This window comes from Curtobacterium sp. MCLR17_043 (assembly GCF_003224215.1).
GTDB classification, from domain to species: Bacteria; Actinomycetota; Actinomycetes; order Actinomycetales; family Microbacteriaceae; genus Curtobacterium; species Curtobacterium flaccumfaciens.
This window is the reverse complement of sequence record NZ_QKLH01000006.1, coordinates 94,453-115,963: the sequence shown is the minus strand read 5'-3', so window position 1 is coordinate 115,963 and position 21,511 is coordinate 94,453. Positions and strand designations below refer to the sequence as shown.

Genomic DNA, 21,511 nt, shown 5'->3' with positions numbered 1-21,511 from the left:
ACGCCACGGCAGGGAGCGTGGCGAAGGGGATTCGGAACCGCCGTTGCTTCCGTTTCCAGAGTACGTCCGCCGCGGGCGTGCCGTCCCCGGATGTCCGCCGTTCGCAGCCGGATGAGCGTTCAGCGGATGGGGGTCCGGTCGGCCCAGTCCTCGATGCGATCGATCGTGTCGTCGAAGTCCCGCGTGCCGGGTCGGTTGAGGAACGCGTGACGGCTGTCCGGCAGGACGTGTCGTTCGACCTCGATGCCCGCGGCCTCGAGCTCGTCCGCGAAGGGCTCGCTCGAGGCGCGCATCACGTCCCGCTCGGCGTCGATCAACAGGGTGCGGGGGAACCCGCCGAGGTCGTCGGACTCCGGGTAGACCGCAGTGGGGCGGCCGCCCGCGTAGGCCCGGTTGCTCAGGTCGAGCAGCAGCGGCGCGTGCGTGAGCCGCCGGTGCCCTCGGACGAGTCGCTGCAGCGCCCGGTCACGGGGGAGCCGGGCGTGGAAGAACCCGTAGGTCAGCACGAGGCCGACCAGCGGCGGGGCGGTCGCGACCGCGGATGCCGCCAAGCACGCACCGGCGCTCGCCCCGCCGAGCAGCAGCCCGGACGGTGCCTCGTGGTGCAGGTGGTGGAGGACGGCGACGATCTCGTCCCGCGCGTGGGGTGCCCGTCGTCGCCCACGTGGTCCACCCCGGCCGAGCCACGGCAGTCCGGGCAGCGGTCCGAGGCGGTAGTCGACGGTCACGACCGGCAGCCCGCGCTCGGCGAGCTCCCGTGCGACGGCGTCGGACTCCGGCAGGTCGAGGTCGCCCCGGAAGAACCCGCCGCCGTGCACCCAGACCAGGGTCGGAGGGCCCGTGCCGGCGCTCCGGTCCAGCGGTCGGTACCGCCGGACGGGGACCGGGCCGTGTGGTCCGTCGATCCGGTCGTCCGCGACCTCGATCGTGTCCTGGTGCATCCCCCGCATGGGAGCAGTGTCGCAGGACGCGGGCGGGAGCCGGGCTCGCGGCGCTTGAACAGGCGTACTTTCGGAGCGCCGGGGAGGGACACGGCCCGGTAACGATGCGGGCGACCGCTCGGCGGGGCAGGCAGCGTGGAGGCATGCGCCTGACGAGAGCCGCCCTGATCCTGACCACTGCGACCCTGGCCGTGCTGCTGACGGGGTGTTCCAGCGCGGACGGAGCGGACGGCGGTGCAGCGACGCCCGCCGTGACCGAGACCGTCACTGCCCCGCCCTCCGACGCCGCGAGCGCGTCGACCCCGACGCCGACGCCGACGCCCACCCCGACGTGTGGCCCGTCGAGCGGTGCCGCGGCTGCGGCCGATGGCATCGCGGCCCTGCCGCTGCCCGCCGGCCTCGAGGATGCGAAGTGGGACGCCGCGAACGCCGACTACTCCGGCTACGACGCCTGCGCGCCGCTGTCCTGGTCCGTGGTCGCGCCCGAGTTCGGCACGGCAGGATCCCCGTACGCGATCCTGCTGTTCCACGAAGGCCGGTACCTCGGCACGGCCACTGCCCAGCAGTACGCCTTCGAGCCGACCGTCGAACGACAGAGCGACTCGGCCGTCGCGGTGACCTACCGGTTCGCCCAGGCTGGCGAGCCGAACGCAGCGCCCTCCGGCCGCACCACGGCCACCTTCACCTGGAACGACGAGACCGGCCGCGTCGAGATGACGGGGGACACCCCGCCCGCTCAGTGACGGTCGGTTGGCACCGAGTCCGGGCCGAGCTCCCGCTGCAGGGTGCGGAGGACACGTACGAGGGTGTCGAGCTTGTCCGGTCTGGCTTCGAACCCACGTCCGAGGGCAGACCGCGGCTGCACGACCACGTCGTCACCGTCGGTCGTGGTGATCCAGACACCGTAGTCGGCATCCTGGCCGCGGGACTCCCTCGTCGCGACGGAGAACCGTCGGATGCGCGCCCACGGCAGGTCGAACACCGGCGCGTCCCGTGACGGTGCCCACGCGTGCAGACCGAACTCGTCGACGGTCCAGACCTCGGGGCGGGGCTTCGGGAAGTCGTCGGAGGTGCGCAGGCCGGACGTCAGCACGGGCAGGTGGAACCGGGGTGCCCGCCCCGCTCCGATTCGCGCGAGCGTCCGGCGGTCGCCTCGCCCGGCGGACAGCGTCGACACGGCCAGCAGCACCCCGAACCCCGCGACCACGATCGGCCACAGCACGAACGACCCCTGCGTCCGGGCACTGTCGATGCCCCGCAGGAAGTCCGGGAACGCGAACTCGGCGACGAGCGCGGCGACCCCCACTGCCGTGGTGACGACCGCCGCGAGCAGCACCGGCCCCCGCTTCGGCATCTCCCCGTCGCGCAGCCGCTGCACCCACGGCTCGTCCGCCGGGGTCATCGCTCGGTCCGTGTCCGACCAGGATGCCCGGCGTCCGGCTGGGACCCGAGTTCCCGGCGCAGCGACCGGAGCACCTGCATCACGATGTGGATCTTCGTCGCGCTGGCACCGAAGGGCCGTCCGATCGCTGGCCGCGGCTGCACGGTGAAGCGCCCGACGTCCTCGGTGATGATCCAGATGCCGGTGTCCACCCGCTGCCCGCGGACCTCTGCCGAGGCGAGTTCGAGCGAGTGGACTGCACTCCACGCCAGGTCGAACACCGGAGTCTCCCGCTCCGGCGACCACGCGTGCAGCCCAGCGGCGTCGACCGTCCACATCTCGGGTCTCGGCTCGGGGAAGTCGTCGAGGGTGTACTCGCCCCTCCGCACGACCGGCAGGTGGAAGCGCGGCGTCGTACCGTGCCGACGGATGCTCGCGAGGATCCGTCGGTCACTCCGGCCGCGCATCCGCGAGAGGACGGCTGCGACGGGGCCGAGCACGAGCAGGATCACGGAGAACAGCGGCACGGCGAACGGACGGCGTGCCTCCGAGTGCAGGAGGGCGTCGAGGTGCGTGATCGAGAACACGACCCCGGTGCCACCGGCCACGGTCACGATCGCCAAGCCGAGCAAGAACGGCCACCGCTTCGGCATCTCCCCGTCGCGCAGCCGTTGCACCCACCGTTCCCCCGAGTACTCCACCGTGCCATCCTGCCCGTCGCGGCCACCGATCGTCCGCGGGCGCGACATGCTGTTCCCATGCAGTCCGTCCGTGCCGCCGTACCCGGTGTCGCCCTCGCCGTGGCGATCGGCATCGTCGCCACCCTCGTCGGCCGGGTTGTCCCGGTCGTCGGCGGCCCCGTCCCCGCCGTCCTGATCGGTGCCGTCGTGGGGTGGCTCGTCCGGCGCCGCACCGGTGGCACACTCGCCGCGCTGGCTCCCGGCGTGAAGTTTTCGTCCAGCCGGGTCCTGCAGTTCGCCGTGGTCCTGCTCGGCGCGCAGCTGTCCATCGGCGAGGTCCTGCGCATCGGCGGTGAGACCCTGCCGGTGATGCTCGCGACGCTCGTCGTCTGCCTGGTGGCCGCGTGGGGGATCGGCCGGCTGCTCCGGGTCTCGGGCGCACTCCGCACGCTGATCGGCGTCGGGACCGGCATCTGCGGTGCGTCCGCGATCGCGGCCGTCACGCCCGTCATCGGCGCGGTCAGTGCGGACGTCGCCTACGCGATGTCGACGATCTTCCTCTGCAACATCGCGGCCGTCTTCGCCTTCCCGCTGCTCGGGCACGCCCTGGGCCTCAGCCAGCACGCCTTCGGCGTCTTCGCGGGCACCGCCGTGAACGACACGTCGTCCGTCGTCGCCACGGCGACGGTCTACGGCCGCCAAGCGACCGACACCGCGGTCGTCGTGAAGCTGGTGCGCACCCTGATGATCATCCCGATCGTCATCGGGCTGGCCGGACTGGAGGCCCGCCGCGCCTCCCGCGAGCAGCTCACCCCCGCCTCGGGGCCGGGTCGCGGGTTCCGTGTGTTCCGGCTGGTGCCGTGGTTCCTGATCGGGTTCCTCGTGGTGGTGCTGCTCCGGACGGTCGGGGTCCTGCCCGCGTCCGTGGCGCCGGGGTTCGCGACGGCCGCCTCGTTCCTCATCACGGTGGCGCTCGCCGCGATCGGCTGCTCGACGGACTTCGCCGCGCTCCGCCGTGCCGGGTTCCGGCCGATGCTGCTCGGCATCGCGCTCTGGGTCCTGGTGGCGGGGACGAGCCTGGGCATGCAGGCGGCCTTCGGGCTGCTGTAGGGGTTGCCGGCACCGGACCTATCGTTTATCGTTGCATCGAAATTCGATGGTATCGATGATCGACAGGGGAAGCAGTCATGACCACGCCCGTCTACGAACCGCCCCGCGGGCGGAACTCCTACCTGGCCTACGTCGTCTCGTGTGCGATCGGCATCGCGATCGTCGTGTGGCGGTACGTCGACCTGCTCGTCCACTCGATCGCCTCGGGCACGGTGGCGGTGCCGGTCCGGATCCGCGAGACCAGTGCCGTCCCGCAGCCTCCGGGCGGTGCGACGGTGACGTCCGACCAGCTCGTGCTCCGGGCGCCGATCGCCGACGTGCCGGGTAGTGCGATCGGGTACATCCGCGTCGGCGACGCGCTGGAGGTCCTGCTCGTCAGCGCCCTCATCGCCCTGGTGGCGGCGGTGGCCTGGAAGATCTCGCGCGGCGGGCTCTTCGACCGCTCGACCACCCGGATCCTCGACTGGCTCGGCGGCGCGGTGCTGGCCGCCGGGTTCCTGCCGTCGTTCGTCCGCCGGATGGGGTGGAACTGGGTCGTGTCCGGGCTCGGATGGGACGGGTACCTGCCCACGCCGGTGGTCGACCACCAGTTCCTGCCCGTGTACCTCGGCCTGCTCGTCGTCGTCTGCTTCCGGTTCGCGCTCACTGCCTCGCAGCGGATGGTGCGGGACCAGGCCGGGCTGGTCTGATGCCCCCGGAACAGGAGGACGGCCACGCGGTCGTCTGCCACCTCGACGACCTGCTGGCCGAGCGGGGGATGACCCTGACCGAGCTCGCCGACCGCGTCGGCGTGACCGTCGTCAACCTCTCGGTGCTCAAGAACAACCGGGCTCGCGCGATCCGGTTCTCCACCCTCACCCGACTGTGCGAGGTGCTCGGCTGCCAGCCGGGCGACGTCTTCTCGGTGCGCACGGACTGACGACGGGAGGCCCGCCCGACGTGAGCTGATCTGCTCACGCTGGGCGGGCCTCCTGGCCGTACCTGCCGTACCTGCCGTACCTACCGGCGTCAGCCGCGCAGCGCCTCCGACAGCTTCACGCGACTGCCGGTGCGGAGCAGCGCGTTCTCGTAGACGCGGGCACCGATGACCACGACCGCGACCACCGAGGCGGCGACGATGACGAGCGACAGGATCGGCTCCCACCACTCGGCGGTCCCCAGGAAGATCCGCATGGGCATGCCGATCGGGGCGCTGAACGGCACGTACGACATGATGCCGAGGATCGTCGGGTTGTCGTACGCGACGATGATCAGGAAGTACGGGATCATCACGAGCATCATCACCGGCGTGGTAACGCTGCCGACGTCCTCCTGGCGGGACACCAGCACGGCCGCCGCGGCGAACAGCGACGCCAGGAGCACGAACCCGATCGCGAAGAAGCCGATGAACCACAGGATGCTCGGGCCGAGCATCGCGAACATGTTGTCCTGGCCGGTCACCGCCAACGTGACGATGGCGGCGACGGCCACCGCGACGATCTGGGCGAAGGCCATGATGCTGTTGCCGAGGACCTTGCCGGCGAGCAGCGCCCTGGCCGGGATCGCGGACATCAGGATCTCGACCACCCGCGTCGACTTCTCCTCGACGACGCTCTGCGCGATCGACTGGCCGAACGTCACCGCCGACGCGAAGTACACGACGCCGAACGCGATGGCGATGAGGTAGACCAGGCCACCCGGCAACGCGTCCGGGTCGAGCAACTCGATGCGCGGGGTGACGCTCAACGCCGAGACGACCTCGGACGGGGCCTCGTCGAGTCCGACGACCTTGTAGCCGAGCGGGTCGTCCGACGGCACGATCGCCGCGTCGACGTCGCCCTTGGTCATGAGCCGTTCGGCGTCGTCGACCGATGCCGACTCCGTGACGTCGAGCCCACTGGTGGTCGGCAGCGAGACGCCGTCGACGACCGCGACCGGGGTGGTGTCGTCGGCGGTGGCCTTGCTCACGATCCCGCCGACGACGATCGACGCGACGACCATGCCGATCAGGATGAGCGCCGAGACCACGAAGGCCTTGCTGCGGATGCGTGCCTGGATCTCACGTGCGGAGACGAGCCGCACGGCCTGCACGAAGGAGTTGTTCATCGGACGACCTCCCGGAAGACCTCGCTGAGCCGCGGCACCCGCGGCGAAAACGACCCGACGGTGCCGTGCTGGACGGCACGCTGCAGGACGCGCTGGGCGGTGGCGGCGTCGGCCTCGAAGACCGCGTACCCGCCGTCGAACTCCCGGACGGCCACACCAGGCTCGTCGCGGAGCCAGGCGACGTCCCCGTCGACCAGCAGCTCCCAGGCGGCCGGACCGGCCTGCTTGCGGAGTTCCTCCTGCGGACCGGCGGCGCGGATCGTGCCACCGGCGATGACGACGACGTCGTCGCAGAGCCGCTCGACCACGTCGAGCTGGTGGCTCGAGAACAACACCGGGACGCCCCGGGCCGCGGCCTCGCGCAGGACGCCGAGCACCGTGTCGACGGCCATCGGGTCGAGGCCCGAGAACGGCTCGTCGAGCACGAGCACCTCGGGGTCGTGTGCCAGCGCCGCCGCGATCTGCACGCGCTGCTGGTTGCCGAGCGAGAGCTTCTCGACGGGGTCGCCGGCGTGTGCGGTGAGTTCGAGGCGTTCCAGCAGCTTGCCGGTGCGGGTCGTCGCGGCGCGCTTGTCGACGCCGTGCAGCCGGGCCAGGTAGGTGATCTGCTCGGCCACCGGCATCTTCGGGTACAGGCCGCGTTCCTCGGGCATGTAGCCGAAGCGGCGGCGGTCGGCGGGGCGGACCGCGGTGCCGTCGATCGAGACCGAGCCGGCGTCGGCCTGGAGCACGCCGAGCATGATGCGCATGGTGGTGGTCTTGCCGGCACCGTTGCCGCCGACGAAGCCGGTGAGGCGGCCGCTGCCGACCGTGAACCCCACGTCGTCGAGCACCCGGCGGTCGCCGAAGTGCTTGGTCACCCCTTCGATGGTGAGCATGTCGTTCCCCTTCGTCGCGACGCTGGTCGTCGCTGCGTCCGACGCTATTGGCCGGGAGGCACGCCCCGCCTCCGCCGCCAGGCGGGACTTGGGTGGGTGGTCGGCTCCACCGCGTGGGGGAGGACCGCGCGTCGGTCCGGTGGGCCGGGGGCGCCGGGTCGGCACGGTGCGCGCTTGGTGCGGGTCGGCACGGTACGGGCTTGTTCGGCTCGTGCGGGTTTGGTTGCTCGGTGCGTCGTTCTGGCGGCGCACGGTGCCGTCAACGCTGCACGGGTTGAACGAAGGCGCACGGTGCGGGCGTGGGGTGCGGTGGTGGGCACGGTGCGGGCTTGTTGGGCTGGTGCGGGTTTGGTTGCACGGTGCGTTGTGGTGGCGCGGCACGGTGCGGTCAACGCTGCACGGGTTGAACGAAGGCGCACGGTGCGGCCATGTCTGCGAACTCGGCACCGTGCGGGCTTGTTCGGTTCGTGCGGGTTCGGCCCGGCTCGGTCAGCCGGCGACGCCGTGCTCGAACGCCCAGACGACGGCCTGGATGCGGTCGCGCAGTGCGAGTTTCTGGAGCACGTTCGACACGTGGGTCTTCACGGTGGCGTCCCCGACGTAGAGCTCGCCGGCGATCTCCGCGTTGCTCAGGCCCCGGGCGAGGAGCCGCAGCACCTCGGTCTCCCGCTCGGTCAGCCCGGCGGCGGCGAGTGCGTCGTCGCCCGTCGCAGTCGTCGCGGTGCTGGTCGCCGAGGGCTGCACCGCAGCCGACGCCGTCGCCCGGCTGATCACCCGCCGCGTGACGTCCGGCGCGAGCAGAGCGTCCCCGGCGGCGACGGTCCGGACCGCGTCGATCAGCCGCTCGGGGGAGGCGTTCTTCAACAGGAACCCGCTCGCTCCCGCCTCGAGCGCCTGGAACAGCGCGTCGTCGCTGTCGAACGTCGTGAGGATGAGCACCGCCGGCGGGTCCGGCAGCGCCGCGATCCGTCGCGCGGCCTCGAGCCCGTCGACGCCCGGCATCTGCACGTCGAGGCAGACCACGTCCGGACGGAGCTGCTGCACGGCCTCGACCGCCCCGGCGCCGTCCGCGGCTTCGCCCACGACCCGGAACCCGGGCTCGGACTCCAGGATCACGCGGAACCCGGCGCGGACGAGTTCCTGGTCGTCGGCCAGCACGATGGTCAGGTCGTCGGCAGCCATGCCCGCACCAGGTAGCCTCCCCGGGCTCGTGGCCCGATCTCGATCCGTCCGTCCACGGCGGCGACGCGTTCCCGCATCCCGACGTGTCCGAGCCCGCTGCCGGAGGTGCTCCGGGCAGCACGGGCACCGAGCCCGTCGTCCGTGACCTCCACCTCGACGCCGTCGTCCAGGTACCGCAGCCGGACGTCGGCGCGGGCGGTCGGGCCGGCGTGCTTGAGGATGTTCGTCACCGCTTCCTGCACGATCCGGTACGCCACCGCGGCCACCGTCGGCGGCACCGGTCGCTCGTCACCCACGACGACGTACTCGGCGGGGTGGCCCGCCACCCGGGCGGACTCGGCCAGTTCGGCGATCCGCGTGATGCCCTCGGTGCTCGGGCCGTCGCCGTGCGGTGTCCCGAGGCCGTCCGCGTCGTCGTCGGAGCGCAGGGTGCCGAGCATCCGCCGGAGTTCCTCCACCGCGGTGCGGGCGCTCTCCTCGACGACCCCGAGCGAGGCGGTGGCCTGCGCGGGGTCGCGGTCGATCACGCGCCGTGCAGCACCCGCCTGCACGCCCATCAGCGAGACGTGGTGGGCGACCACGTCGTGCAGCTCGCGGGCGATCCGCACCCGCTCGATCGTGACGGCCTGCGCCGCGGACCGCTCCCGTTCGGCGGCGAGTTCAGCGGTGCGTTCCGCGAGCTCGTGTCGTGCGACCGCGGAGGTCCAGGCCCGGTTGCCGGCGTACCAGGCGGCGCCGAAGTAGATCACGTTGATGACGATGTTGAGCAGCGAGATCGCGACGTAGGGCGCCACGGGGGAGTCCGTGTCGTTCGGCAGAGCGTTCGGCGACGCCCACCCGAACGAGATCGCGACGAACAGCCACGCGAACATACCGCCGATGACGACCCAGCGCACTGCTTCGGCTCGCACCCGGTCGGAGCACCAGGCGCCCACCGTGTAGAGCGCGATGAAGAGCGTGAAGTTGACGAGGAAGACCTCGGGCACCTGGAGCAGCTGCGTCGCGGCGAACGCCACAGCCGACACCAGTGCCACCGACATCGGGAACCGTCGGCGGAACGCGATCGGGGCCGCGTTCGCGACGATCATCAGCGCGGAGACCCACCAGGCGGCCTGGTCGTCACCGTACGTACCGGCCGACCCGTACAGGAACGTCGTGACCGCGAGCCCACCGGCCAGCACAACTGCGAGCACCGTGTCCTGCCGGTACTCGTGCCGCCCCACCGGCAGTCGCGACCACTCCGCCGTCGTCCCCATGCAGGAAACGCTACTGGGTGCGCTCGACCAGGAGTAGCCTCCCGCCAACGAGCAGGGGAGACGCCATGCAGTTCCTCGTCAACGTCATCGACGACGGCCAGGCTGCCGCCGTCGGCAACACGTACTCCGCGACCGACGCCGAAGCCGCCGCGGTCGACGCCTTCAACGAACGGATGGGCGACGCGATCGTGTTCGCCGCCGGGGTCTCCGCACCCGCTGACGCCACCGTGGTCGACGCCCGCGAGGGCGCGACCGACACGACGGCCGACACGACGACCGGGCCCGCCACGACCGGGCCCGCCACGACCGGGCCCGCGACGAGCACCGACGAGTACGTCGCCGGGTTCTGGGTCATGGACCTCCCGGACGCCGAGACGGCTGCCCGGGTGGCGCACCAGGCGTCGCAGGCGTGCAACCGGAAGATCGAGCTCCGCCCGCTGCTCTGACGGCACGGACCCCACCCGGCCGGCGGACCACCGCGGGGACGGCGCTCGCCGCGGTCACGACCGCCCCGACCACGAACGTCGCGACGAACCCGATCGCACCGACGAGCGCTCCGGCACCCGCAGCGCCGACTGCCTGCCCGAGCACGAGTGCGACGAACAGCATCGACGTGCCCGCCGACGACCGCTCGGCATCGATCTCGGTCGTCCACGCAATCAGCGCCCCGGTCGCCGCCGTGTAGCCCCAGCCGAACACGGCACACGCCAGCAGCGCCGCCACCGTCGACTGCGGCGCTGCCCCCAGCACCACGACGGCGACGGCGACCGACCCCGCCGTGACCGCCCAGAGCGTCCGGGCGCGCAGTCCGTTCGTCCAACGCACGGTGACCACGACGGCCGCTCCGCCGATCCCGAGCGCGATCCAGGCCGACACCGAGACGACGACCGACGCACCGGCCTCCACCAGCGCCGAACGTCCGTAGGTCCAGACGACGGCGGACCCCGCCCCGAACAGCAGCGCCAGCACGAGCACCCCTCGGTGCGCCGCGAACCACGGGGTGCCGGGCAGCGGTGACCGGGACGCAGCAGTCCCGCCGCGGGACACCACGAGCAGCAGGGCACCGACGGCCAGGGCGAACACCCCGGACACTGCCCAGGTCGTCCGCCAGTCGGGCAGCAGCACGAGGGCGAGCGCCCCGGCGCCCACGAGCCCGGGGCCGGTGCCGGCGTTCACGATCGCCTGCGCTCGACCGAGCAGCGCCGACGGCACCTGCTCGGCGACGATCCGCACGAGGGCGGGCGACGCGAGTCCGGCACCTGCCGACGCGAGCACGGCGCTGACGCCGAACGCCAGCGAGCCGCCGGCCGTCGCCATGGCGATCGCACCGACCCCGGCCACCAGGGTCGCGACCGCGACGAGGACCCGGGGCATCCGTGCGGCGAGCAGGAAACCGGCCACCGCACCGACGCAGTAGAGCGCAGAGGCACCCGACGAGACCCACCCGGCGGCATCTGCCCGGAGCCCCAGGTCCCGCTGCACGTCGGGCAGGAACAGCCCGTACGCCAGGCGCACCAGGCCGTAGGTGGCGGCGATGAGGCCGAGTCCGCTCACCAGGAGCAGACGATGTCGTAACGAAAACGATCGTTTCACTTTTCAGAGCCTAGGGTGCTCTCATGGTGATGCGCCCAGGGACCGAGCAACGGCTGCTCGACGCCGCCGAGGAGCTCTTCTTCTCACAGGGCATCGCCGCCACCCCGATCGACGCCGTCCTCGAACGGGCCGGGGTCTCGACGGCCACGCTGTACCGCGGCTACGCGAGCAAGGAGTCGCTCGTCGCTGCGGCCCTCACCCGTCGCCACGAGGACTGGATCGCCACCTGGGACCGTGCGGTCGCCGCAAAACGGGACGACCTGGGCCGACTCCTGGCGGTGTTCGACGCCCTCGACGACTACCGCTCGACGCCCACGGGCTCCCGTTGGTGCGCCTTCCTCGGCACCGCCGCCGAGTACGCCGACGCCCCCGCCGAGGTCCGACAGGTCCTGGACCTCGAGACCACCACGTTGCGCCGGCGGCTCGTGACACAGGCGGTGCCGGTGGTCGGTCCCCGTGCCGAGGCGCTCGCCGACCAGCTGCTCCTCATCGTCTCCGGTTCCCTTGCGATGCGGTTGCGCGACCCCGCGCTCGACACGACGACGGCACGGTCCGTCGCCGCGTCCCTCATCCGGGAACACACCCCAGACGGAACGGCGCCCACCACATGACCCGATCGCGCGCTGCCACGATCACCCGCCGTTCCCTGCTGATCGGTGGCACGGGCGTCGTCGCCGCGGGAGCCGTGGCCGAGGGGATCAACCTCGGCCTGCTGCCCGGGCGCTCGACCCTGTACCGGGTCCTCGGTCTGGACGGCACCGACGGCACGGTCCCCGACGTCGAGCCCGTCCCCACGACCTCCGGCACCTTCGTGTCCGCGGCGCGGAAGGGCCGCACCGTCGGGTGGACGATCGCGGCCCCGGCGTCCGACACCCCCTTGCCGGTGGCGGTCGCCCTGCACGGCTACGGCGACGACCACACCTCGTTCTTCGGGCGGAGCCTGGGCTACGACCGGTTCCTCGCAGCGCACGTCGCCGAGGGCGGAGCCCCGTTCGCGATCGCCTCGATCGACGGCGGCAACCGCTACTGGCACCCACGAGCCGACGGGGACGACCCCGCCGGGATGGTCGTCGACGAGTTCCTGCCCCTGATCGCCCGCCGCGGCTTCGACACGGACCGCCTCGCCCTGACCGGCTACTCGATGGGTGGCTTCGGCGCCCTCCGGCTCGCAGGGGTCCTCGGTGCCTCGCGCGTCCGGGCGGTCTCGGCCATCAGCCCCGCGCTCTGGAAGTCGGCCGCCGACACCGCTCGCGGCGCCTTCGACGACGCGGCCGACTTCCGCGCGAACACCGTCCTCGGGCGTCAGCGCGCCCTGGACGGTGTCGCCGTCCGCGTCGACTGCGGCAACGGTGACGGGTTCGCGCCGGCGGTGCACACCTACGTCGACGGCTTCGCCACGCCTCCGGCCGGAGGCTTCGCACCCGGCGCCCACACGCACGGGTACTGGCGCCGCCTGGCGCCCCAGCAACTCGCCTTCCTCGGCCGCCACCTGGGTCGCTGAGCCGACCAGCGCCCGGGACGCGCGTCCAGGCGGACGGGAGGCCGGTGGCGGCCCCGCACCGCGCCTCCAGGCCGTCGACCGGTCACCGCAACGGCCCGTGCCAGGTGACCAGGAGCGCTCAGGCGCGACCGCGGTTGCGGCGCCGGATCTCCTTCGGAGCGCGCCCGGCCATGAAGGACCGTGCAGGATCGACGAGGAAGCCCTGCCGGAGTGCCTCGCGACCGACGAGCATCCGGAACCCCATCTGGTCCCGGTTGCTCAGGGTGACCTCGGACTCGACGACCTGCCCGGCCAACGCGATCCGCGTGCGGACGACGATGCGCTCCTGGGTGTGCCCGGTCGAGCTGCGGACGATGCGCCGGTCGTGCACGTCGCACTCGATGGTGGAGGCGTCGGCATCGGTGTCCTGCCAGGGGTGCAGCGAGAAGCGGACCCGCTCGCCAGGCAGCTCCTCGAGGTCGAAGGCGTGCAACGCGGAGCTCCGGGCGCCGGTGTCCAGCTTCACCTTGATCCACGGCACGCCGAGGTCCGGCAGTCCCGCCCACTCCCGCCACCCGGCGACGACGAGCCCGCTGTCGGAGGACTTCGGAGCTCGGGCCATGTGCCCATCCTGTCGCATGCTCCGTGGCCACGTCCGCATGCTTTGATGGAGCGTCGCCGTCGATCCGACCCAGCGGAGAACCCCTCGATGAAACTCTCCATCCTGTCGCGCGCGCCCCAGGCGTACTCGACCCAGCGCCTCCGCGCAGCGGCACTCGACCGCGGTCACGAGGTCAAGGTGCTCAACACCCTGCGCTTCGCGATCGACCTGTCCGGCGACGATCCGGACCTGCTCTACCGCGGCAAGCTGCTGAGCGACTACGACGCGGTGCTGCCGCGCATCGGCAACTCGATCACCTACTACGGCACCGCCGTCGTGCGCCAGTTCGAGCAGATGGACGTGTACACGCCGAACACGGCGAACGGCATCACGAACTCGCGCGACAAGCTCCGGGCGAACCAGATCCTGTCGCGGCACGACATCGGCATGCCGGCGACGACCTTCGTGGCCGGCCGCAACGACGTGCGCGGCGCGATCGAACGGGTCGGCGGCGCGCCCGTCGTCATCAAGCTCCTCGAGGGCACGCAGGGCATCGGCGTGATCCTGGCACCCGAGGCGAAGGTGGCCGAGTCGATCGTCGAGACCCTGCACTCCACCAAGCAGAACGTCCTGATCCAGCGGTTCATCGCCGAGAGCCGCGGTCGTGACATCCGGGCCCTCGTCGTCGGTGACCGGGTCGTGGCGGCGATGCGCCGGACCGCGTCGGGTGACGAGTTCCGTTCCAACGTGCACCGCGGCGGCACCGTCGAGAAGGTCACGCTCTCGCCCGAGTACGAGGCGGTGGCCGTGCGCTCGGCGCAGATCATGGGCCTCAAGGTCGCCGGCGTCGACATGCTCGAGGGCAACGACGGGCCGCTCGTGATGGAGGTCAACTCCTCGCCGGGCCTCGAGGGCGTCGAGCGAGCCACCGGCCTCGACATCGCCGGTGCGATCGTCGACTTCATCGCGAACCAGGTCGCGTTCCCCGAGATCGACGTCCGCCAGCGGCTGTCCGTCTCGACCGGCTACGGCGTCGCCGAGCTCCTCGTGCACACCAACGCCGACCTGGTCGGCAAGACGATCAAGGAGTCCGGGCTCTGGGACCGCGACATCACGGTCCTCACGCTGCACCGCGGCTCGAACGTCATCCCGAACCCGCGCAGTGGCGTCGCCCTCGAGCCGGGCGACCGACTGCTCTGCTTCGGCAAGCTCGAGGAGATGCGGTCGATGATCCCGGAGCGTCGGAAGCGGCGTGCGAAGGTGCGGAAGCTGCCGAAGGACGTCTGATCCGGAGCCGTCCAGCGCATCCGGATCGCGCACACAGGCCAGATGCGGAAGTATGTGTCGGTGACGATCATGACGGAACGGCCGGTCGACCAGGCATCGAGCAGTGAACCGGAGCAGCCCGGCAACGCCACGGCGAAGCACCGGAACGTCTCACTGCTCTCCGTGGCGACCACCACGGCGGAACGTGTGACGACCTCGGCCGACATCGAGGCCAAGCTCCGTGGGGTCCTCCGTCGACTCCGTCTGCCGATGGGGCTGCTCGAGCGCGTCGCCGGGGTCATCGAGCGTCGCAACTGGGGCGAGGGCCAGACCTTCCAGGACGCCGCGATCGACGCGGGCCGCCGTGCCATGGCCGAAGCCGGGGTCCGTCCGGACGAGATCGGGCTGCTCATCAACACCTCGGTGACGCGTCCGCACCTCGAGCCGTCGGTGGCAGTCCGCCTGCACCACGGCCTCGGGCTGCCGTCGTCCGCCATCAACTTCGACATCGCGAACGCCTGCCTGGGGTTCGTCAACGCCATGAGCGTCGCCGCGGGCATGATCGACTCCGGGCAGATCAAGTACGCGCTCGTCGTCGACGGCGAGGACGCCGACCAGGTGCAGCTCAACACCATCGACCGCCTGAACCAGGGCGGCCGGAACCGAAAGGACTTCATGAGCGAGTTCGCCAGCCTGACCCTCGGGTCCGGTGCCGCGGCGGCCGTGCTCGGCCCGGCGGACCTGCACCCCGAAGGACACCGGATCGTCGGCGGCGTCACCCGCGCGGCGACCCAGTGGTACGACCTGTGCGTCGGCAGCGTCGACGGCATGTTCACGGACGCGAAGATGCTGCTCAAGGGCGGCATGGAGCTCGTCGTCGCCGCCTGGACCGAGGCCCGCGCCCACTTCGACTGGGCCGACATGGACCGCTACGTGCTGCACCAGGTCTCCGACGTGCACACCAACGCCTTCGTCGAGGCGATCGGCATCCCGCGCGACAAGGTCCCCACCACCTACCAGCGCTTCGGCAACGTCGGCCCCGCGTCGATCCCGATCACCCTGGCCGACGAGGTCGCTTCCGGCGGCATCCGTCGCGGTGACCGCGTGTTCCTGGGTGGCGTCGGTTCCGGCATCAACACGGCGATGATGGAACTCCACTGGTGAGGTCCCGGCTGCCCCGCGTCGCCGCGAGCACGGCTCCGGCGACGCAGCCGCCCTCCCTGCCCGGCCTCGACCCGGCCTGGTCGCGTCTGGTCACGGTCCCCGCGTGGTCCGGAGAGCGGACTGGGCCCACGCCGCCGGTTCCGGAGCGACGCGCCAGCGGCGGGCCGGCCGTGCCGGTGGGGAGAGGCACAGATCGCGCCGCGCGCACCTGGCACCTCCTCGACACGGCCGGGTCCCTGGCCGCGCTCGGCGTGGAACCGGTCGGCACGATCCTCTGCGTGCACGGTAACCCGACCTGGTCGTACCTGTGGCGGTCGGTGCTCCGCACCTCGCTCGAGTTCGCGCAGGCCGGCGGCCCGGCCTGGCGTGTGGTCGCCGTCGACCAGCTCGACATGGGCTTCTCGGAGCGCACCGGCGTCGAGCGGGGACTGGCGCAGCGCGTCGCGGACCTCGGTGCCCTGACCGACGAACTCGGGCTGACCGGACCGGTCGTCACCCTCGGCCACGACTGGGGCGGGGTGGTGTCGCTCGGTTGGGCGGTCGACCACCCGGACGTCCTGGCCGCCGCGATGACGTGCAACACCGCCGTGCACCAGCCCGACGACGCCCCGATCCCGGCACCGCTGCGGCTCGCCCTCGGCCCGGGGATGCTCGGCCGCGCGACGGTCGTGACCCCGGCGTTCCTCGAGACCACCCTGGCCATCGCGCACCCGAAGCTCGACCGTGCCACAGCCGACGGCTACCGGGCGCCCTACCGCGGTGCCGCCCGTCGCGGTGGCATCGGCGGCTTCGTCGCGGACATCCCCGTCGACGCCCGGCACCGGAGCACCCCCGAACTCGACCGCATCGCTGCCGGGGTCGCCGCGCTCGACGTGCCGGTGCTCCTGCTCTGGGGTCCGCGCGACCCGGTGTTCCTCGAGCGCTACCTGGACGACCTGACCGAGCGCGTGCCGCACGCGGACGTCCACCGGTTCGAGGGCGCCGGGCACCTGCTGCCCGATGACGCCGATGTGGCGGGCGCGGTGTTCGACTGGCTCGGTGACCGCCTGCCGGACGGTGGCCGTCCTGCGCAGGCCCCCACGGGCCTCCAGTCCGACGTCGTGGACCCGGGCCAGCCCGCACCGGCGACCCCGCCGCTCTGGTCACGGCTCGACGAACTGCGTGACAGTGACGAACCCGCGCTGGTCGAGATGGCCGCCGCCGGTGGCCCCCGCACGATCACGTGGCGACTGCTCGCCCGACGGGTCGACGAGATCGCCGCGGGACTCGACGACCTGGGCGTCCGCAGCGGCGACCGTGTCTCGCTCCTGGTGACCCCCGGTGCCGACCTGACCGCCGTCCTGTACGCCTGCGTGCGGATCGGGGCGGTCGTCGTCGTCGCGGACGCCGGACTCGGACTCGGCGGCCTGACCCGGGCCGTCCGTGGAGCCCGACCGGACTGGATCATCGGCGCGCTGCCCGGGCTCGGTGCCGCGCGTGCCCTCGGCTGGCCGGGGCGACGCATCGCGACGCTCTCGCTGCCCGCGCCCGCACGCAAGGCGCTGCGGGTGGAGCACACGCTCGTCGACGTCGCCCGACGCGGTGCCCGCCGTCTCGCCCACGGCACCGCGCTGCCGGTGGCTCCGTCGCCGGACGCACCTGCTGCCGTGCTCTTCACCTCGGGATCGACCGGGCCGGCGAAGGGCGTCGTGTACACGCACGGGCAGCTCAGCGCCGTCCGGGACGCCCTGGCCACCCAGTACGACGTCGGGGTCGGTACCGGGCTCGTCGCCGGGTTCGCGCCGTTCGCGCTGCTCGGTCCAGCTCTCGGTGCACGGTCGGTCGCGCCCGACATGGACGTCACCGCGCCACGCACCCTGACGGCGAAGGCGGTCGCGGCGTCGGTCGCCGCGGCCGACGCCACCGTGGTGTTCCTGTCGCCGGCGGCGCTGACGAACGTCGTCGCGACCGCGTCGGAGCTCACCGATGCCGATCGTGCGGCTCTGCGGGGCGTGCGGCTGTTCCTGTCGGCCGGGGCTCCCGTCTCGGCTGCGCTGCTGACCGCGGCGACCGGGCTGATGCCGAACGCCAGCGCCCACACCCCCTACGGCATGACCGAGGGACTGCTCATGACGGACGTCGACCTCGACGGGGTCCGTGCCGCCGGCCGGTCCGACGACGAGGGGATCTGCGTCGGGGTACCGGCAGCGAACGTCCGCGTCCGCATCGCACCGCTCGACGGTTCCGGTCACTCGACCGGAGCCCTGACGGACGAGCCCGGGGTCACCGGGGAGATCGTCGTCGCGGCACCCCACGTGCGCGACCACTACGACCGGCTCTGGCGCACCGACCGGGTCTCGCGCCTCGGCGTCGACGACCCGCGCGGGCACCGCACCGGGGACGTCGGACACCTGGACGCCGCGGGACGGATCTGGGTCGAGGGCCGGCTGCAGCACGTGCTCACCACCCCGGACCGGGTCGTCACGCCGGTCGGGCCGGAGCAGCGGATCGAGGGCGTCGACGGTGTCGGACGCGCCGGCGTCGCGGGCATCGGTCCGGTCGGCACGCAGCAGGTGGTGGCCGTCGTCGAGACCGACCCCGCCGTGCGACGGCCGGGTCTGGCGTCGCCGCAGCTCGCCGCGGCGGTCCGTGCCGCCGCCGGGGTGCCCCTCGCCGCGGTGCTCGTCGTGCCCGTGCTGCCGACCGACATCCGGCACAACTCCAAGGTCGACCGCACCCGGCTGTCCCGTTGGGCCGCCTCGGTGCTGTCCGGCGGACGGATGGTCCGCCCGTGAAGGTCCTGGTCACCGGGGCCAGCGGATTCCTCGGGCAGGCCACCGCCGCAGCCGTGCGGGACGCCGGGCACGAGGTCCGGACCTTCCAGCGCCGTCCCTCCGGGGTGTCGGGCGTGCAGGACGTCGCCGGCACGATGACCGACGACGCCGCGATCGCCCGCGCGGTCGACGGGATCGAGGCCGTCGTGCACCTGGCCGCCAAGGTGTCGCTCGCCGGGGACCCCGCCGACTTCGCCCGGATCAACATCGAGGGCACGCGCTCACTGCTGCAGGCCGCCCGTACCGCCGGGGTCGGGCGCTTCGTCTTCGTGTCGTCACCGTCGGTCGCGCACACCGGGTCGTCGCTCGTCGGGGCCGATGCCGGTCCGGCCGAACCGTCCCGTGCCCGTGGCGACTACGCCCGCACCAAGGCCGCGGCGGAGCTCCTGGCACTCGACGCCGACGCCCCGGACTTCGCCGTCGTGGCGGTCCGGCCGCACCTGGTGTGGGGTCCGGGCGACACGCAGCTCGTCGGACGGATCGTCGAGCGTGCTCGGGCCGGACGGCTCCCGCTGCTCGACTCCGGTGCCGCGCTCATCGACACGCTCTACGTCGACAACGCCGCGACGGCCATGGTCGCGGCGCTCGAACACGTCGAGGACGACGGCGTCCACGGCAACGCCTACGTCGTCACGAACGGCGAGCCCCGCCCGGTCGCCGACCTGCTCGCCGGCATCTGCACGGCGTCGGGTGTCCGACCGCCGCAGTGGCACGTGCCGGCCGCGGTGGCGCGGGCCGCGGGCTCCGTGGTCGAGGCCGTCTGGCGGGTCCGACCGGGCGAGGACGAGCCGCCGATGACCCGGTTCCTGGCCGAACAGCTCTCGACGGCGCACTGGTTCGACCAGCGGCGGACCCGGCGCGACCTGCGGTGGACCCCGTCGGTGTCGATCGACGAGGGGCTCGAACGGCTGCGCGCCGCGGCTCAGGCCTCGTCGGCCGCCACGTAGACCCAGGCCGTCCAGCCCGAGGCCAGCGTGACCCGGATGCGCTGGTAGTCGGCGACCTCGTAGCCGTCGACCGCGCGGAGCTGCCACTCGTACCCGAGCGTCAGGGCAACACCCTCGACGATGTCGTCCTTTGCGCCGCGGCGCAGGATCGGGTGCCGGTCGGAGCCGCTCGTCCGGATGACCTCCGGGTCGGTGATCGTCACCCACTCGAGCCGCCAGCCGGGCAGGGAGTCCGGCGTGGTCGGGACGTGGTCGCCGAACAGCGACTCCTGCACGAGGGGCTGCTGGAGCGTGCCGTACGAGAAGACCCGGTGCGTCTCACCGGCGCGCGGGGTCGGACGCTTGACGGGACGCGGCGCGATCGACGGGGTCGAGGTCCAGACGAGTGCACCGGCCAGGCCGGTGACCCCGAGGTGCAGCAGGCCGATGATGGCGAGAGTGCTGCCCCAGAAGATCCCGGAGTCGTCGCCGGAGCACCGGGTCTGCGGCCAGAGGTCGGTGTCGGAGAGGCACCCGTACCGGTTCGTCAGACCGACGACCAGCCCGATGACGCCGACGACGAGACAGACGAGCGCGAACGCGCCGAGACCGATGACCCAGCGCTGGCCGGGGGAGAGACGCTTCACGTCGCGAGGCTAGCGGACGGGCAGTGGGCCCGAGGACCACCCGCTTGGGCCGAACGGATCGGGTGGGGTGGGCCTCCAGGCCGTGGCCGTGTGCCCGACGTCAGCCGGTGAAGCGGTTCCAGAGCTCGGTGACGATCGGCCAGACGTCGCCGGCGCGGTCGGCGGAGCCGACGGCGACCAGGACGACGGGGACCAGGGTGACGGCCAGGCTCACCAGGACGGCGAGCACCACGGCGGTCGTCGCGGTGGCGGTGTGCCGGCGGGTCAGGGCGAGCAGGAGCAGGGCGAGCACCACGACCGCACCGAGCAGGGCGATCAGGGTGACGCGGAGGAACGGGAACGGCACGAGGCCGGCGGTGGTGGCGGTGACCCCGCCGAGGAACCCGACCAGGGGCAGGAAACCGCCGACCGCGATGGCGAGCACCAGGAAGACCCCGATGCCGCCGGCGATCCAGACACCGCGGGGTCGGGGACGCCGGTCGCGGGACCGGCGCCCTCCGGACCAGGCGGTGGTCACGGCTGGTCCCGGTGACGGGGAGCCGCGGCGGCGTCCGCTGCCGCATCGGCGGCGACGGCTGCGTCGTCGGCAGCGTCGGCCGCCGCATCGGCAGCGTCGGCGGCCCGGTCGCGGGTCGTCCCGGCCGCGTCGACGACGACGTCGCGGGCCTGCTCGGCGGCGTCCTTCGCCGACGATGCCGCATCGGCGGCCTGCTCCGATGCCCGGGCCAGGGACTCCGAGGCGGAGTCACGCACGCGCTCGCCCGTCTCGGCGGCGGCGTCGACGGCACGCTTCGTCGTGTCGGCGGTGGCATCGGCTGCCTGCTTGGTGACGTCGGCCGTGGCATCGGCTGCTCGCTTGGCGGCGTCCGCGGTGGCGGACGCTGCCTGCTTCGCCGCGTCGGCCGTGGCGTCGGCGGCCTGCTTCGTCACGTCCGCCGTGGCCGTCGCGGCGCGCTTGGTGGCGTCCGCGGTGGTCTCGGCAGCCTGCTTGACGGCCTCGCCCGTCGACTCCGCCGCCTGCTTGACGGCATCGGTCGCCTGCTCGGCGGCGCGGCCGAGCGGGGACTGCTCGTCGTCGAACGGACCGTGCACGTCGAGGACGCGCACGTCGACCGAGGTGCGGAGGTCGGACAGCTGCCGCGTCGCTGCGGTGACCTGCTGGCGGACCTCGGCGGCGACGTCCAGCACCGGGTGCGGGTAGCTGACGACGACGGCGACCTGCACGGTGAGCACGCCGTCCTGTTCGTCGACCTGCACGCCGGTGGTGCCCGCCGAACGGCCGAGCTGCTTCCGCAGCTGGTCGGCGGCACGGGCGGCGATCCCGCCGAGGTGGTGCACGCCGGGCACGCCGAGCGCGGTCTCCGCCGCGGTGCGCGCGACGATCGTCGCGGTGCTCGCGTCGTCGGGCAGCGGCTCCGTCAGTGCTGCGGGCAGGGCCACCTCGGTGACCTGCGTGTTCGCATGGGGGTCGTGCTGCATGGTTCCTCCTCGTTCGGGATCTGCGCGGG

The 21,511-nt window shown here is 72.7% G+C and carries 23 protein-coding genes; 11 read left to right on the top strand and 12 right to left on the bottom strand.

The genetic code is table 11. The annotated features are described in order from the left end of the window. Positions 1 to 119 precede the first annotated feature (119 nt). Positions 120 to 941: an alpha/beta hydrolase gene (locus tag DEJ03_RS07745; protein WP_181422641.1), complete on the bottom strand. Its 822-nt coding sequence runs from the start codon at positions 939 to 941 to the stop codon at positions 120 to 122. Between the two features lie 143 nt (positions 942 to 1,084). Between DEJ03_RS07745 and DEJ03_RS07740 the strand changes: the two genes are divergently transcribed. After that, positions 1,085 to 1,684, top strand: coding sequence for an LppP/LprE family lipoprotein (locus DEJ03_RS07740; protein ID WP_181422640.1), 600 nt, complete (start codon positions 1,085 to 1,087; stop codon positions 1,682 to 1,684). Here the strand turns inward: DEJ03_RS07740 and DEJ03_RS07735 are convergent. Further along, positions 1,678 to 2,343, bottom strand: coding sequence for a hypothetical protein (locus DEJ03_RS07735; RefSeq protein WP_110864143.1), 666 nt, complete (start codon positions 2,341 to 2,343; stop codon positions 1,678 to 1,680). The two genes, DEJ03_RS07740 and DEJ03_RS07735, sit on opposite strands and share 7 nt — an antisense overlap. Next, positions 2,340 to 3,071: a hypothetical protein gene (locus DEJ03_RS07730; protein ID WP_110864142.1), complete on the bottom strand. Its 732-nt coding sequence runs from the start codon at positions 3,069 to 3,071 to the stop codon at positions 2,340 to 2,342. Before DEJ03_RS07730 ends, DEJ03_RS07735 begins: the two co-directional genes overlap by 4 nt. 9 nt (positions 3,072 to 3,080) lie before the next feature. On the opposite strand from DEJ03_RS07730, the gene DEJ03_RS07725 reads away from it, so the two are divergent. From DEJ03_RS07725 to DEJ03_RS07715, 3 genes are all read left to right on the top strand, one after another. Beyond that, positions 3,081 to 4,112: a YeiH family protein gene (locus DEJ03_RS07725; protein WP_110864141.1), complete on the top strand. Its 1,032-nt coding sequence runs from the start codon at positions 3,081 to 3,083 to the stop codon at positions 4,110 to 4,112. 77 nt (positions 4,113 to 4,189) lie between these two features. Then, positions 4,190 to 4,801 carry a hypothetical protein gene (locus DEJ03_RS07720; RefSeq protein WP_110864140.1) on the top strand — a complete coding sequence of 204 codons (612 nt, stop codon included), beginning with the start codon at positions 4,190 to 4,192 and terminating at the stop codon, positions 4,799 to 4,801. Next, a complete protein-coding gene (locus DEJ03_RS07715) occupies positions 4,801 to 5,031 on the top strand; it encodes a helix-turn-helix transcriptional regulator (RefSeq protein ID WP_071245067.1) in 231 nt (76 codons plus the stop codon). Before DEJ03_RS07720 ends, DEJ03_RS07715 begins: the two co-directional genes overlap by 1 nt. An 89-nt stretch (positions 5,032 to 5,120) precedes the next feature. Here the strand turns inward: DEJ03_RS07715 and DEJ03_RS07710 are convergent, their stop codons facing one another. The 4 genes from DEJ03_RS07710 to DEJ03_RS07695 form a co-directional block, all read right to left on the bottom strand. Next, positions 5,121 to 6,197, bottom strand: a complete 1,077-nt coding sequence (locus DEJ03_RS07710; protein ID WP_110864139.1) for an ABC transporter permease — start codon at positions 6,195 to 6,197, stop codon at positions 5,121 to 5,123. Beyond that, entirely contained in the window at positions 6,194 to 7,075 is an 882-nt protein-coding gene (locus DEJ03_RS07705; RefSeq protein WP_110864138.1) for an ABC transporter ATP-binding protein, read from the bottom strand. Before DEJ03_RS07705 ends, DEJ03_RS07710 begins: the two co-directional genes overlap by 4 nt. Positions 7,076 to 7,564: 489 nt before the next feature. Next, positions 7,565 to 8,257 (bottom strand): response regulator transcription factor, encoded by a 693-nt coding sequence (locus DEJ03_RS07700; protein WP_110864137.1) that lies wholly within the window; start codon positions 8,255 to 8,257, stop codon positions 7,565 to 7,567. Further along, entirely contained in the window at positions 8,239 to 9,513 is a 1,275-nt protein-coding gene (locus DEJ03_RS07695; protein WP_110864136.1) for a sensor histidine kinase, read from the bottom strand. Before DEJ03_RS07695 ends, DEJ03_RS07700 begins: the two co-directional genes overlap by 19 nt. 65 nt (positions 9,514 to 9,578) lie before the next feature. Here DEJ03_RS07695 and DEJ03_RS07690 point away from each other — a divergent pair, with 65 nt between their 5' ends. Continuing rightward, entirely contained in the window at positions 9,579 to 9,959 is a 381-nt protein-coding gene (locus DEJ03_RS07690; protein WP_110864135.1) for a YciI family protein, read from the top strand. Here DEJ03_RS07690 and DEJ03_RS07685 read toward each other — a convergent pair. Continuing rightward, positions 9,865 to 11,067: an MFS transporter gene (locus DEJ03_RS07685; protein ID WP_220034121.1), complete on the bottom strand. Its 1,203-nt coding sequence runs from the start codon at positions 11,065 to 11,067 to the stop codon at positions 9,865 to 9,867. The genes DEJ03_RS07690 and DEJ03_RS07685 overlap by 95 nt on opposite strands. A 62-nt stretch (positions 11,068 to 11,129) precedes the next feature. Between DEJ03_RS07685 and DEJ03_RS07680 the strand changes: the two genes are divergently transcribed. Continuing rightward, positions 11,130 to 11,717 carry a TetR/AcrR family transcriptional regulator gene (locus DEJ03_RS07680; RefSeq protein ID WP_110864133.1) on the top strand — a complete coding sequence of 196 codons (588 nt, stop codon included), beginning with the start codon at positions 11,130 to 11,132 and terminating at the stop codon, positions 11,715 to 11,717. Beyond that, on the top strand, positions 11,714 to 12,607 hold the full coding sequence (locus DEJ03_RS07675) for an alpha/beta hydrolase family protein (protein ID WP_110864132.1): 894 nt from the start codon (positions 11,714 to 11,716) through the stop codon (positions 12,605 to 12,607). The genes DEJ03_RS07680 and DEJ03_RS07675 overlap by 4 nt, the downstream gene beginning before the upstream one ends. A gap of 118 nt (positions 12,608 to 12,725) precedes the next feature. Here DEJ03_RS07675 and DEJ03_RS07670 read toward each other — a convergent pair whose 3' ends face one another. Continuing rightward, on the bottom strand, positions 12,726 to 13,208 hold the full coding sequence (locus DEJ03_RS07670; protein ID WP_027465989.1) for a RimK/LysX family protein: 483 nt from the start codon (positions 13,206 to 13,208) through the stop codon (positions 12,726 to 12,728). Positions 13,209 to 13,295: 87 nt separating this feature from the next. On the opposite strand from DEJ03_RS07670, the gene DEJ03_RS07665 reads away from it, so the two are divergent. The 4 genes from DEJ03_RS07665 (at position 13,296) to DEJ03_RS07650 (ending at position 19,377) form a co-directional block, all read left to right on the top strand. Continuing rightward, positions 13,296 to 14,474, top strand: coding sequence for a RimK family alpha-L-glutamate ligase (locus DEJ03_RS07665; protein ID WP_110864233.1), 1,179 nt, complete (start codon positions 13,296 to 13,298; stop codon positions 14,472 to 14,474). Between the two features lie 69 nt (positions 14,475 to 14,543). Further along, positions 14,544 to 15,617, top strand: a complete 1,074-nt coding sequence (locus DEJ03_RS07660; RefSeq protein WP_042537701.1) for a 3-oxoacyl-ACP synthase III — start codon at positions 14,544 to 14,546, stop codon at positions 15,615 to 15,617. Between the two features lie 8 nt (positions 15,618 to 15,625). Continuing rightward, entirely contained in the window at positions 15,626 to 18,391 is a 2,766-nt protein-coding gene (locus tag DEJ03_RS07655; protein ID WP_110864232.1) for an alpha/beta fold hydrolase, read from the top strand. Next, complete coding sequence (locus DEJ03_RS07650; RefSeq protein WP_110864131.1) at positions 18,388 to 19,377, top strand: NAD(P)-dependent oxidoreductase; 990 nt, start codon at positions 18,388 to 18,390, stop codon at positions 19,375 to 19,377. The genes DEJ03_RS07655 and DEJ03_RS07650 overlap by 4 nt, the downstream gene beginning before the upstream one ends. Here DEJ03_RS07650 and DEJ03_RS18220 read toward each other — a convergent pair. The 3 genes from DEJ03_RS18220 to DEJ03_RS07635 all read right to left on the bottom strand — a co-directional run bounded on the left by DEJ03_RS18220 (position 19,353) and on the right by DEJ03_RS07635 (position 21,482). Then, positions 19,353 to 20,003 (bottom strand): gamma-glutamylcyclotransferase family protein, encoded by a 651-nt coding sequence (locus DEJ03_RS18220; RefSeq protein WP_258370668.1) that lies wholly within the window; start codon positions 20,001 to 20,003, stop codon positions 19,353 to 19,355. The genes DEJ03_RS07650 and DEJ03_RS18220 overlap by 25 nt on opposite strands. Before the next feature lie 100 nt (positions 20,004 to 20,103). After that, on the bottom strand, positions 20,104 to 20,520 hold the full coding sequence (locus DEJ03_RS07640) for an MFS transporter permease (protein WP_110864130.1): 417 nt from the start codon (positions 20,518 to 20,520) through the stop codon (positions 20,104 to 20,106). After that, positions 20,517 to 21,482 (bottom strand): Asp23/Gls24 family envelope stress response protein, encoded by a 966-nt coding sequence (locus DEJ03_RS07635; RefSeq protein ID WP_181422639.1) that lies wholly within the window; start codon positions 21,480 to 21,482, stop codon positions 20,517 to 20,519. The genes DEJ03_RS07640 and DEJ03_RS07635 overlap by 4 nt, the downstream gene beginning before the upstream one ends. Positions 21,483 to 21,511: the final 29 nt, after the last annotated feature.